Source organism: Pelistega ratti (assembly GCF_009833965.1).
GTDB lineage: Bacteria > Pseudomonadota > Gammaproteobacteria > Burkholderiales > Burkholderiaceae_B > Taylorella > Taylorella ratti.
Genome location: NZ_CP047165.1, coordinates 810,374 through 823,039 on the forward strand (window position 1 = coordinate 810,374; position 12,666 = coordinate 823,039).

Genomic DNA, 12,666 nt, shown 5'->3' on the forward strand with positions numbered 1-12,666 from the left:
TTATAAAAAAATAAATATCCTCTAAAAAGCCTTAAAAAGTAACTAAAACACAGGAAAAAGTAAGGGGCTGTATTAGATTAGCCCTAAATTTTACACCATTTTCTCAGCATTTTTAACTGCTCTTTTGGTGTTCCAAAGTTAAACCGAAACTCACATTCTTTCAGGAATAAAGCAAAGTATTTTCGGTCTATTCCATTATACTTACGAAGCACTCTTTTTGCTTGACTCCAGAAGTTTTCTATACCATTAATATGGTTTTGTCTTATAGCAAACTGCTTAGTATGATTAATCCGTTGATGATGAAATCCATTCACATCAAGGGTATTATAACTGGGGTATGTATCGGTATAAACCCAGCTATCTGGTTTGATTTTCCTTTTAATAACAGGTAGTAAGGTCTTACTTTTCGTGTCCTGTACGATAAGCGTAAAAACCTTACCTTGCCTTTTCAATATCCCAAATACCGCTACTTTACCTGCTGCCCCTCGCCCTCGTTTCCCCTTTCGTTTACCACCAAAATAACTCTCATCAAGTTCTATTGCACCTTCAAAAATTTCATCCGCTTCTAAGGTTAAATAATAATTAATGACCTCTCTAATTTTACGATAAAAGAGTGCAGCTGAATTAGGATTAATACCTAGTATATCGGCTGCTGATCGAGCAGTTACTTCTAGTACAAAAAACTCAAGTAATTTTCTTTGTACAGATTTCTTTAATTTACAATGACTTATCTTCATTTTTATAGACTAACACAACTGCTAATCTAATACAGCCCCAAAAGTAATTATTTTTTAAATCAATGACTAAATACTAAAAATTTCATTTATCCATTTCCTAATTAATTTTTGTATCTATCATAAAATTCTTTTTTAAACTACTATCTTGACCTTGCACCCACTCCCACCTTTATGATGTTTCATATTCATAAATTAAAGGGAAAAAATATGGCTTGCTCACACCATTTACAGCATGTAAAAACAGGCAAATATCGCACTGCTCTTTGGGCAGCATTAGGAATTAATGGCATAATGTTTTTAGTAGAAATCATCGGTGGTATTCAAGCAGGATCAGTATCTTTGCTGGCTGATAGTTTGGATTTTTTTGGTGACACTGCAAATTACGGTATTAGTCTATTTGTGCTGAATCACGCTCTACGCACAAGGGCGAAAGCCTCTCTTATTAAAGGTGGTACAATGCTACTATTCGGCGTGTTTGTATTCGTTTCAACAGTATATCGTTGGTGGCTAGGTGAACTACCGAATTATCACGAAATGAGTCTTATCGGCACATTGGCATTGTTGGCTAACCTGTGGGTAGTGTGGATTTTGTACCGTTTCCGTGAGGGCGATAGCAATATGCAAAGTGTGTGGCTTTGTTCACGCAACGATGCCTTAGGTAATTTCGCCGTGATTTTGGCGGCCTTTGTGGTTTACCTCACCCAAAGTAATCTAGCGGATTTATTCGTTGCCTTACTTATGGCATATTTAGCCATCTCCGCCGGTGGAAAAATTATACATCAAGCCAAGCGGGAATTAAACGGAAATATTTCTACCCCTTCATGCTGTTAAAAGCTCAATAGGAAAATAAAATGAACTACCGCAAAAATGAACTTATAAAACTGGCAGAAATCAGTCCTGATACCTTACGTTATTATGAACGTATCGGACTTTTGAGCAAACCACAACGACAAACTAATGGCTACCGCTTATTTAATGATAAACATTTAAACGAATTACGTTTTATTAAAACTTGTCGTTCACTCGGGTTTAGCATTGATGATATTCGCGAGTTACAAGATTTGCAAAGCAATAGTCATGCTAATTGCCATAATGCAGATGATATTGTTGCTAAACATTTAGCCAATACAACATTAAAAATCCAACAATTACAACAAATTCAAAAAACCTTACAAAAAATCGCTGATTGTGATCAGGATAAAAGTGCAGATTGTAAGGTATTGAGTTTCCTAATAGAATAACTGTTAAAATGCCCTATATAATTTTCAATAGAAGGAATATTTTATGCTCAATACAGTAAAAGCTTACTTTTCTACTCTTGCCGCAGGTGATATTGAAGGTTTCGCTGCATTATTGGCTGACGATATTGTTTGGCATCAACCCGGACACAACCAATTTTCGGGCGATCACAAGGGTAAAGCCGATGTACTGAAAATGCTTGGTGGTATGGTGGAATATACCCATGGTACGCTCAAAGTAGTGCTTGATGGTGAAATAATGTTAAATGGCAACCTCGCCGCTTGCCCCGTACGTTTCAGCGGTAATAACGGTACAAAAAATGTAGATTTAACAGGAATCGATTTGTTAGAAATTCAAAACGGTAAAATCACTCAAGTTTGGTTATTCTCCGCAGGTGGTGGTGCTGAAGATGAATTTTGGGGTTAAGAATAAAGAAAAATAGCTATCAAGAAAATACCGACTGAAAAAGATCTTCAGACGGTATTCCATTTTCACTTTATATAATAATCAACTATTCGGCATAAACCCAACTTTACCTTCAAATGCTACGGATTTTGCCAAGGTTTCTTGGGCTTTGAGATCTGCGGCATGTTTAGCATAAGCTTGTTCCAACACGGCATAGGTATCCGTACCGAGTGCAGTGCGCAATGGTGGTGTGTCGGCAATGGTGAGATCAATCACCGCTCGAGCAATTTTCACCGGGTCGCCTGCAATGCTGTCTTCGCCATAATTTTGAATGTAATCACGCATTTTACCAACTGTTGTGCCGCTATGATATGTCTCGCTCTGTACCGCCCAATTAACGTTTGCCACAAAACGGGTTTTCATTGACCCGGGTTCAACAATGACAGTTTTGATACCGAACTCGGCAACTTCTTGCGCTAATGCTTCGGCAAAGCCTTCCAATCCGAATTTTGCCGCATGGTACATCACACCACTGGCAAAACCAACCCGTCCGCCAATACTGGTGATATATACCAACACGCCCGATTGTTTAGCACGCATTGCCGGTAAAAATGCACGGGTTAGATAAATTGGCGTACGCAAATTAAGTGTGAGTTGTTGCTCTACTTGTTCATTCGTTAATTCTTCCATTGCTCCTAAAACCGAACCGCCGGCATTATTGATAAGCACATCCACTTGCGGATATTTATCGGCAAGCACCTGAAATTGAGCCGTGTCGGCAGCATCAAAACGTTCGGTGGTTAACTGTTCAGGGTAAGATTTCACCAGTTCTGCTAATGAATCAGGATTCCGAACGGCGGCAATCACGTGATGCCCATCATTTAAAGCCGTTTTGACAAGTTCTAAACCTAATCCACCTGAGGCGCCTGTAATTAAATAAGTTTTCATTGTTATTCCTTCAAATTTTATCCCATCACTATATCGTATGGGTTGTTAAGTTAATGAAAAGTGAGGGGTATTATCGACCAATCAACCGATAATGGCTTTTGGCTCAAGGTAGGCATCCAAACCATAAACACCAAATTCCCGTCCGTAACCTGATTGTTTAAAACCGCCGAATGGAGCGAGATCATCGTGGAAATCACCGTTAATACACACTCGTCCGGCATCAATACGTTCGGCGATATAGTCAATACGTTTGCGATCTTTACCTGTAATATATGCTCCCAACCCAAATGGTGTATCATTGGCAATAGCGATAGCATCCTCCTCATCTTTATAGGGAATAATGCACAGTACCGGACCAAAAATTTCTTCACGGGCAATACGCATTTGGTTACTCACATTAGTAAACACGGTTGCCTTAACAAAATTGCCGTTTTCTAAGCCCTCAGGTTTACCCAAACCGCCTGCCAATAACTCAGCTTTATCTTCTTCAATACCAATGCGGATATAATTTTGTACTGTTTGCCAGTGATTTGATGTCACCATCGGCCCGATTGTTGTGTCATTTTCTTGCGGTAAACCCACTTTCACTATATTTTTAATAGCATTTTTGGCAAGTTCGTTTACTTCTGCCAAACGGTGTTGCGGTACGAGTAAACGGGTTGCAGCTACGCACGCCTGTCCGCTATTGATATAGCAAGCAAAGAGAGCCTGAGGAATAGCTGTAGCAAAATCGGCATCATCCAAAATAATATTCGGGGCTTTACCACCTAATTCTAAGGTAATCCGTTTCATGGTATCCACCGCCCCTTTTGCAATGGTTTTACCTACATTCGTTGATCCCGTGAACGTAATTTTGTTCACATCAGGATTACGGGTAATTTCTGCACCAACCACAGTCCCCTTACCCGTTACAAAATTCACCACGCCTTTTGGTAAACCGGCTTCGTGGAAAATTTCCATCATCAGTTGTGTTTGTCGGGCAGATAGTTCGCTCGGTTTAATCACGCAAGTACAACCGGCAGAAATGGCGGCAGAAACTTTGGTGGCAATAAAGCCGTTAGAGGAGTTCCATGGGATAATCACACCCACCACACCTACAGCTTGTAAACGCACTTTTGAACGTCCGACTGTTGGTTCAAAATCATAATTTTCCAAAATATCTGCCATATTTTTGAAATCATTGACGGCACCGGAAATCAACAATTCAGTGAAATAACGCGGACAACCAAACTCTTCCATCATCACATCCATTAAATCTTGCTTACGCACTGCCATAATGTCGTGTAATTTGCGTAGATAGCCAATACGCTCGGCTTTATCGGTATAGCGGAAAGTTTGAAATGCCGTTTTAGCAGCAGCAATCGCGTTTTGTGTATCCACCTCATCCGCTAATACCACGCGGCTGACTTTTTCTCCACTGACAGGGCTGAACAATTCCAGCACCTCTGTCCCGTGCGGAGTCACAAATTCACCATTGATATAAATCTTGTTGATATCGTACATAGGATTTCCTTTTCTCGTTTACCATGTTTTCATCAATAGCTATTATTGGGGAAATTTCACTTTAAATGGTAGACTGTTTCTATCGTTTTCTTGCCTATTTTTATCAAATACCGAAATTTTATTACTATTTTGTTATACTCTTTCTCTGATAATGATAAACAGCAAATACCACATGATTAAACGCCAACAACTGATTGAAGCCCTACTTGCTTTCTTGAAAAAAGACCAAATACTTGAACTGAAAAACACAGGATTAATCCTTTACCGCTGCGATACACCCATTAAACGTATTAGCTACTTACAAGAGCCTGCTGTCTGTTTTATTTTAAGAGGACAAAAAACAGTCTATTGGGGACAAAACCACCTGACCTACGGTAACGGGCAATATATGTGCTACTCTATTGAGCTACCTATTACAGGCGAAGTATTGGGTGCAAGTGAAAGTTATCCTTATGTCGGCATACAATTAAAACTTGATACCACCATTTTATTACAACTTTTGATAGATTCAGGCAAATCATTTTCTGATAAAACAGAGAGCAGTCCTATCCAAATCGGTATAATGAACGAAAAAATGACAGATGCACTTTATCGTCTTGCGAATCTGGCTTGCTATCCCGATGATATTGCCGTTCTTGCCCCTTTGATTCAAAAAGAATTGTATTATTACCTACTTCAGAGTGAAATCGGTGGCAGACTATGTGAAATAGTATCGTTGGGCGGACAAACCACCAGAATTATGCAGGCTATCGCCTATCTCAAATCCCACTTCAACCGCCCACTCACTATGCAATACCTTGCTGATCAAGCGAATATGAGTGTGCCAAATTTTTATCGTCATTTTCGTCATATTGCCGCAATGAGTCCATTGCAGTATCAAAAATCCCTTCGTCTGACTGAAGCATTCCGTCTCATCAACCAAGAGGGGAAAAGTATTGCTGATGCCGCCTATCAAGTTGGTTACGAATCCCCTAGCCAGTTCAGCCGCGAATACAAGCGCCACTTTGGTTATCCTCCCAAAGAGACAATACAACGCGAATAGAGAACAATGGCTTATTGGGGATAGTAATTATCTATAATCTAGGTAATCATCTATCCTCATAATAATTTCTTATTCTCTTAATAATTAAACCTTTAATTTCAGATAATCCTTATTGAACTTTATATTAAGAATAGATTTTTGCTTCATTCAGTATTATCGGTTTAGTTTTAATAAATACTTTTTATTCAAACCGATTAAACATATAGTAAAGTCACATTATTTATATTATTTAGAAGAATAAAGGGCTTATTAAAAAGCCCTAAAAATAAATACACAATTTAATTTTACACAATAAAATCAATAAGTTATTATTATCAGAATTGATATAACTTCACTAAATTTATACCTTTTTATTGAGAAAACACTTTAGTAAGGTGTGCTTTATAATTAGCAATATACGTTGGCACATCAGGTGCTTTAATCACATCATTACAAATAAAGGTAGGTAATGCTTCTTTGATACCGATAAATTCATTCGCTTTATGAAAATGTAGATAAACACCATCTACCCCTTTCCCCTCAAAGAACTCATTTGGATCCGTAAAGGCTTCAAGAGGAGCATTCCATGTTAAAGATAACATATGTTTTTTACCATGAAGTAAACCACCTGTTCCATAATCTTTAGTTGGATTAACACGATGACGACCATCACTTTGATAGAGTTTTCCATATCCAGCCGTAAAGACCTCATCAATATATTTTTTTACTGTCCAAGGCTCTCCCATCCACCAACCAGGCATTTGCCAAATAACAGCATCCATCCATAAGAATTTTTCAACTTCTGTGGCAATATCATAGCCATTATCTATCACTGTTTCCTGCACTTGGTGTCCAAGCTGTTTTAATACCTCAGATGCTGTGTGGTGTAAAGTATGGTTAAGCTGACCATTTGAATGTCCAAAGGCTTTACCACCATCTAATAATAAAATATTCATTGATACTTCCTTTATTTTATTAAGCCATCTCTATTATAAAAAATATTTGGGTACTATATCTTATTGTGAACAACAATCTAAACTTTTATCAAATAAAATTTATCTCACTGAAATTTAACCATAAAAAAACGGGCTTCAGCACTTGTCTAAAATCCGTCTTTAGATACTACTCAGATAAGCTATAACATATCTACCCCAAAAACACCTGACTGCTTAATTGCTTTGACTAAAGCATCAATAGCAGGTTGGCGAGAAAAACTACGCCGCCAAGCTAATACAACTTCTCGACTAGGAACAGGATCTTGTAGAGGAATATAGCGGACTAAATCATGCCCGTCATTCGTCAATTCTGGTACGGCACTCTTGGGTAATAGCGTAATACCCAACCCAGCAGCAACCATATGTCGGATAGTTTCTAAGGAAGAACCTTCAAAAGAGCGTTGAATACCAGAGTCATTTGAAGAAAAACGAGACATCTCAGGGCATACCTCTAACACCTGATCTCGGAAACAATGCCCACTACCAAGTAACAACATCGTTTCTTCTTTGAGGTCCTTGACATTAATTGATAATTCATCCGCCCAGCGATGGTGACTAGGTACAGCAGCAACAAACTCTTCACGGTATAAGGGTTCAATTTCTAAACCAGAATCGGGTAAAGGTAACGCCATAATGGCACAATCCACCTCACCTAAACGTAGAAGTTCCAATAAACGTACTGTAAAATTTTCCTGTAAAATCAAGGGCATTTGCGGTGTTAATTCTAACTGCTTACGGACTAATTTAGGCAATAAATAAGGAGCAATCGTATGAATAACCCCTACTTTTAAAGGACCTTCTAACGGATCATGACCTTGTCGAGCAATCTCTTTAAGATGAGTGCTAGCTTCTAAAATACGCTGTGCTTGTGTAACAATTCGCTGACCAATAGGTGTAACCGTCACCTCAGTTCCCCCTCGTTCAAATAGGGTAACACCTAACTCATCTTCTAGTTTTTTAATTGCCACAGAAAGCGTAGGTTGGCTGACAAAACAAGCCTTTGCTGCACGACCAAAATGCTTCTCACGAGCAACAACAATTACGTATTTTAGTTCAATTAATGTCACGATAAACTCTAAAAAATAATATAAATAGACTCGCTACCTTATAAAGAAGAATACTTCATACACTATGTTATAAAGAAAATTTACTTAAAAACCAGAAATATCCTCTCTTTAATAAAATAACCTTATTAAATGTAGTAGTTTAGTCTTGTTTACTTATATAAGCAAGTAGCATACCCTATAAAGTTATATTTAAGTTATCCCGAAAAAGTTACGTCAGTTATACTTATTTTTTGAATAAATCTCTACAATATTTATGATTTCCCCTAAAGAATAATATGACTAAAGTATAAATCTCATCTTCATCAAATGGCTAAGCATCATAAAAATCTACTCACTCTTATACCACTAAATAGATAGACAAAAAAAACCTGCTACCTTAGTAGCAGGAAAAAGCTTTTAAAGAGAAAGTATCAAATGAGGGAAAATACCTCTCCTTAAAAGGATGTAGAAACCTAATTACTTATAAGTATAACAGTAATATCTTAAATTACTTAGCAATACCCTTTTCATCAAATAGGTTTTCAAATAATGCAGAGCTGAGATAACGCTCACCTGAGTCAGGTAGTACAGCCACAATCACTTTTCCAGCATTTTCAGGACGTTTAGCAAGACGAACTGCCGCAGCCACTGCTGCACCACTTGAAATACCTGATAAAATTCCCTCTTCTCGACCTAGGCGTAAAGTGTATTCAAATGCCTCTTCATTTGATACTTGCTCAACACTATCTATTAAGGATAAGTCAAGAACACCAGGGATAAAACCAGCGCCAAGACCTTGGATTTTATGAGGACCCGGCTTTAATTCTTCACCATTACGCTGTTGTGTCAATACGGGACTATCAGTTGGTTCTACGGCAACCGATTGAATTGCTTTGCCTTTTGTCTTTTTGATATAGCGTGTTGCTCCTGTAATTGTACCCCCTGTACCCACACCAGAGACAAGAATATCAACAGCTCCCTCTGTCGCATCCCAAATCTCAGGGCCTGTTGTACGTTCATGTACCGCTGGGTTAGCAGGATTTTCAAATTGTTTTAAAAGCACATATTTATTAGGATCAGAAGCAACAATTTCCTCTGCTTTGGCAATAGCGCCTTTCATCCCTTTTGCACCTTCCGTCAGTACCAATTTTGCCCCAAAAGCAACTAATAATTTACGGCGCTCTAAACTCATGGTTTCTGGCATCGTTAATGTAACAGGAATACCTTTAGCAGCACCCACATAAGCGAGTGCAATACCCGTATTACCACTGGTTGCTTCAACAATCTCTTTACCTGGACCTAGTACGCCGCGAGCAAGGGCATCTTCAACCATCGCTACACCAATACGATCTTTAACAGAATAAGCAGGATTACGACCCTCTACTTTTACTAATACAGTAGCAGCAGCACCTTCTGTAAGACGATTCAATTTAATAAGTGGTGTATTACCGATTGATTGTGTATTATTTTCAAACCATTTAGACATTATATATCCCCTTGTTATTGATAATAGACTAATTCATAAGTATATATTATCAGTCATATCATTACATATATAAAAAACTTTTTATTGATTTCATACGGCTTAATAAAGCTATTCATTCTCAAAAAAGTAAACTTAACAAAGTATAAAAGTATTATTTTAAAAATAAAAATAATGTTTTATTGTTTTTATATTTCTTATAGTTATATAAAAAAAGGGGCTCATTATAAATGAGTTCCCCTTTTAAATTAATTTAGCAATTTACTGCTGTTCTTCCTCAAGTAATGTTTTCGCCAATGGAAGAATCTCTACCTTATGCATTTTCCGTAAATTTGCCGTAAAGTCTTTACTGACCTCATTACCCAATACCACATCCAACATCGGTGCTTGGTACTGTGTAAATAAGTCTTTTAAATCTTGCTTATCTGCCGTAACACCTTCAATTCGAGCAATAACATAAGCATTATTCACAGATAGCCCAATATAGTGAGGTAATTTATCAACAGGTGCTGTCATAATTTGATTCAGCAACGCTTCAGGTAAATTTGTGGTAAAACGACTAATACCAACAGCTGTACCAAACCCTTCTTGTGTTTGATCCAGTTGAGCTTGTTCCAATACTTTTTGTCCTGTTTGCTCTGCCAAAGCATGTGCTTTTTCATTCAACATCATAAAAGACGCCTGTTGCGTTACTTTTGCTAATGGGGGAATATGTTTTTCAACCTTATCACGAATACGAATAACTAATAATTCTGCTGGTGAGGCTTCAATCACACCAGAGTTTAACCCTTGCGTAAACATTTCTGCCGAAAACACATCTTCACGCACACGAGGTAATGTAAAGAAACGCTCTACCTCACTACCTAACGCTGCCTTAGCTCCTGCTTGTGCTTTAGGTAATAAACCACTTCGAGAAATACCATCTACCTGCTGAACTTTAAGTCCTAATGCATCCGCAATCGCTTGTAAAGAATCATGGTTTTCTTGTGCAAGACGTGTTAAATCGGTTGCCATAGTTGCAAAACGATCAGAAGCCAACTGTAAACGAACTTCTTTAGCAATTTCCTCTTTCACTTCAGCAAAAGGTTTAACCGTACCACCTTGAATACTCACAATTTGGAAAACATGGTAGTTATTACCAAGTTGAATAGGATCCGTAATACCTGTTTCTTTAGGAGTAAAAACGGCCTCATCAATAGTGCTAATTTGTCCACGTTGCAGTAAACCTAAATCACCACCCGTATTTTTAGTACCATTATCAAGAGAATATTCTTTTGCTAGTGCTTCAAATTGAGTAGGATCTTGTTTTGCTTTAAGTGCTACCTCTTGTGCCTTTTCTAAAGTATCGACTTGAATATGACGAATATGACGGCGTTCTACTTCTGAAAAACGGCGAATATTACTTTGGTAATAACTTTCAAGCTCTGCATCAGAAGGCGTATTAACTTGAGCAACAGCGGCTTCTTGGTTTAATAAAATATAGTCAAGATTCACATATTCAGGAATTTCAAAAGAAGTTTTATTCTCCTCATACCATTTACTTAACTCTTCTTCAGAAACTTGAATACCATTAATAAATGCCTCATTATTAAACCAACGTAAACGTACTTGACGCTCTTCTGACATAGCATCACCTAATGCCTTAACTGTCTTAGCAGGCATCACTACGCTATCAGCGATAGGATTAATCACTAAACCAATGGCTTCATTACGACGTACACTATTCTCATATTGTAAGGCACTCGCCCCAATCCCTGTTAGAAATCGGTTATAAGCATCCATACTAAAATGACCGTTTTCCTGTGCTTGCGGTAATTGGGCAATAGTTTGGCGAACAAGACTTTCAGGGGCAGAAAATTTATCCTGAATAGCCGTTTCTTGGATAACCATCGCATCAATTAAACCATTTAACCAAGCCTCTCTCGCCGCTGGCGTATCCACTTGAGCAATATCAAAATTAGCACCTTGGCTCGTTCTTAATTCATGTAAACGATTTGTCCAAGAATGATTAAACTCTGATTGAGTAATGTTCTGTTTATTGATAGTAGCAATACGGTCTTCAGTTACACTAAACCCTTGATCAGCAACCACACTAAATAAAAAAGATGGCATACCTAATACAAACAGTAAAATCATCAATAAACGCGAATGTCGGCGAATAAAATCTAACATATTATTTTCTCTATATGAACGCGTATATACGCAAGTAATTTGTCCAAATCAATAAAGACAAAAAGTCTTGAACGCCTATTTTAGCAGATTCATACCCATTTACCTTAACACTTCGGCTTTCACCCTATAGAATAAGCCGAAAAAGAGCTTATTTTTTATTCTATTTTATTGTTATACCTAACGGTTATTAAGTTAAGCTAAAAGATTACTTCTCTACTATCGCATTTGGAATAAAGTTAAAAAGTTATTTACCACAATCTACAAATTCATCACGACAAAATAAACGCTATTCAATATCTCTACACAAAGAAAATAATGAATCTGCGGTAAAATAAGGTTTATTAGTTTTTATACAAAAGGATACAGAATGTCATCTAAGCATTGGGCTTACCCTCGTCTTGTTGCACACCGTGGTGCTGGTACATTTGCCCCTGAAAATACCTTAGCAGCTATGCGATGTGGGCTTGATTATGGTTTTGATATGGTTGAGTTTGATGTCAAATTAAGCCAAGACAATGTACTTATCCTTATGCATGATGACGATGTAACACGTACATCAACGAGTCTGGGACTTGTTGCTCAAATGGATTACAAGCAACTGCAAACACTTGATGTGGGGCAGTGGCACAGTGCTTATTATGCAGGTGAACCTATCCCTACCTTAGAAAATATTATTCGCTTTATACAAGAAAATAATATGCTTTGCAATATTGAGATTAAGCCTTGCCCTAACCGTGAAAAAATTACAGGACAATTAGTTGCCAAAGCAGTTACCAAATGGTTTGCAAAATCCGATACACTCCCCTTACTCTCTTCTTTTTCAGCAGAAGCATTAGAGGCAGCATACCAAGAAGCCCCTAAAATTCCTCGTGCATTCTTATGTGAATCCTATAATGCCTCTGTCAAGAAAATAGCTAAAAAACTGGCTTGTGTTGCTATTAACCCTGACCACCAGATACTGACAGAAAAAATGATTAAAACCATCCATAAAGATGGATTTAAAATTTGTACTTGGACAGTAAATGACTATCAAAGAGCCAAACAATTACAACAATGGGGGTGTGATGTGATTATCACGGATGAATTAGAGCGATTAGCCTCTTTAGCCTAATAATCT

At 37.7% G+C, this 12,666-nt stretch carries 12 protein-coding genes; 5 read left to right on the plus strand and 7 right to left on the minus strand.

Translation table 11 applies throughout. The annotated features are described in order from the left end of the window. Positions 1-83: 83 nt before the first annotated feature. Positions 84-737 carry an IS1595 family transposase gene (locus F9B76_RS03495; RefSeq protein WP_159990869.1) on the minus strand — a complete coding sequence of 218 codons (654 nt, stop codon included), beginning with the start codon at positions 735-737 and terminating at the stop codon, positions 84-86. Positions 738-944: 207 nt separating this feature from the next. On the opposite strand from F9B76_RS03495, the gene F9B76_RS03500 reads away from it, so the two are divergent. Genes F9B76_RS03500 through F9B76_RS03510 form a run of 3 tightly spaced genes read left to right on the plus strand, consistent with a single transcriptional unit; the run spans position 945 to position 2,402 of the window. Further along, on the plus strand, positions 945-1,568 hold the full coding sequence (locus F9B76_RS03500) for a cation efflux transmembrane domain-containing protein (protein ID WP_159990870.1): 624 nt from the start codon (positions 945-947) through the stop codon (positions 1,566-1,568). 20 nt (positions 1,569-1,588) lie between these two features. After that, on the plus strand, positions 1,589-1,978 hold the full coding sequence (locus F9B76_RS03505; protein WP_159990871.1) for a MerR family transcriptional regulator: 390 nt from the start codon (positions 1,589-1,591) through the stop codon (positions 1,976-1,978). 43 nt (positions 1,979-2,021) lie between these two features. Then, a complete protein-coding gene (locus tag F9B76_RS03510) occupies positions 2,022-2,402 on the plus strand; it encodes a nuclear transport factor 2 family protein (protein WP_159990872.1) in 381 nt (126 codons plus the stop codon). Between the two features lie 81 nt (positions 2,403-2,483). On the opposite strand, the gene F9B76_RS03515 is transcribed toward F9B76_RS03510, so the two are convergent. Together F9B76_RS03515 and F9B76_RS03520 are read right to left on the minus strand one after the other, a co-directional pair. After that, entirely contained in the window at positions 2,484-3,329 is an 846-nt protein-coding gene (locus F9B76_RS03515) for an SDR family NAD(P)-dependent oxidoreductase (protein ID WP_243140673.1), read from the minus strand. 81 nt (positions 3,330-3,410) lie between these two features. Beyond that, on the minus strand, positions 3,411-4,832 hold the full coding sequence (locus F9B76_RS03520) for an aldehyde dehydrogenase family protein (protein ID WP_159990873.1): 1,422 nt from the start codon (positions 4,830-4,832) through the stop codon (positions 3,411-3,413). Positions 4,833-5,004: 172 nt separating this feature from the next. On the opposite strand from F9B76_RS03520, the gene F9B76_RS03525 reads away from it, so the two are divergent. Further along, positions 5,005-5,874 carry an AraC family transcriptional regulator gene (locus tag F9B76_RS03525; RefSeq protein ID WP_159990874.1) on the plus strand — a complete coding sequence of 290 codons (870 nt, stop codon included), beginning with the start codon at positions 5,005-5,007 and terminating at the stop codon, positions 5,872-5,874. 350 nt (positions 5,875-6,224) lie between these two features. Here the strand turns inward: F9B76_RS03525 and F9B76_RS03530 are convergent, their stop codons facing one another. From F9B76_RS03530 to F9B76_RS03545, 4 genes are all read right to left on the minus strand, one after another. Then, positions 6,225-6,809 (minus strand): NAD(P)H-dependent oxidoreductase, encoded by a 585-nt coding sequence (locus tag F9B76_RS03530; protein WP_159990875.1) that lies wholly within the window; start codon positions 6,807-6,809, stop codon positions 6,225-6,227. Positions 6,810-6,988: 179 nt separating this feature from the next. Next, entirely contained in the window at positions 6,989-7,915 is a 927-nt protein-coding gene (locus F9B76_RS03535; protein ID WP_159990876.1) for a LysR substrate-binding domain-containing protein, read from the minus strand. A gap of 487 nt (positions 7,916-8,402) precedes the next feature. Further along, positions 8,403-9,380 (minus strand): cysteine synthase A, encoded by a 978-nt coding sequence (gene cysK / locus F9B76_RS03540; RefSeq protein WP_159990877.1) that lies wholly within the window; start codon positions 9,378-9,380, stop codon positions 8,403-8,405. A 258-nt stretch (positions 9,381-9,638) separates the two neighbouring features. After that, entirely contained in the window at positions 9,639-11,549 is a 1,911-nt protein-coding gene (locus tag F9B76_RS03545; protein WP_159990878.1) for a SurA N-terminal domain-containing protein, read from the minus strand. A 367-nt stretch (positions 11,550-11,916) separates the two neighbouring features. Between F9B76_RS03545 and ugpQ the strand changes: the two genes are divergently transcribed. Beyond that, positions 11,917-12,660 (plus strand): glycerophosphodiester phosphodiesterase, encoded by a 744-nt coding sequence (gene ugpQ / locus F9B76_RS03550; RefSeq protein WP_159990879.1) that lies wholly within the window; start codon positions 11,917-11,919, stop codon positions 12,658-12,660. Positions 12,661-12,666: the final 6 nt, after the last annotated feature.

Coding starts and splice junctions, on each gene's coding strand:
- F9B76_RS03495 (WP_159990869.1), bottom strand. CDS start 737: ATGAAGATAAGTCATTGTAAATTAAAGAAATCTGTACAAAGAAAATTA.
- F9B76_RS03500 (WP_159990870.1), top strand. CDS start 945: ATGGCTTGCTCACACCATTTACAGCATGTAAAAACAGGCAAATATCGC.
- F9B76_RS03505 (WP_159990871.1), top strand. CDS start 1,589: ATGAACTACCGCAAAAATGAACTTATAAAACTGGCAGAAATCAGTCCT.
- F9B76_RS03510 (WP_159990872.1), top strand. CDS start 2,022: ATGCTCAATACAGTAAAAGCTTACTTTTCTACTCTTGCCGCAGGTGAT.
- F9B76_RS03515 (WP_243140673.1), bottom strand. CDS start 3,329: ATGAAAACTTATTTAATTACAGGCGCCTCAGGTGGATTAGGTTTAGAA.
- F9B76_RS03520 (WP_159990873.1), bottom strand. CDS start 4,832: ATGTACGATATCAACAAGATTTATATCAATGGTGAATTTGTGACTCCG.
- F9B76_RS03525 (WP_159990874.1), top strand. CDS start 5,005: ATGATTAAACGCCAACAACTGATTGAAGCCCTACTTGCTTTCTTGAAA.
- F9B76_RS03530 (WP_159990875.1), bottom strand. CDS start 6,809: ATGAATATTTTATTATTAGATGGTGGTAAAGCCTTTGGACATTCAAAT.
- cysK (WP_159990877.1), bottom strand. CDS start 9,380: ATGTCTAAATGGTTTGAAAATAATACACAATCAATCGGTAATACACCA.
- F9B76_RS03545 (WP_159990878.1), bottom strand. CDS start 11,549: ATGTTAGATTTTATTCGCCGACATTCGCGTTTATTGATGATTTTACTG.
- ugpQ (WP_159990879.1), top strand. CDS start 11,917: ATGTCATCTAAGCATTGGGCTTACCCTCGTCTTGTTGCACACCGTGGT.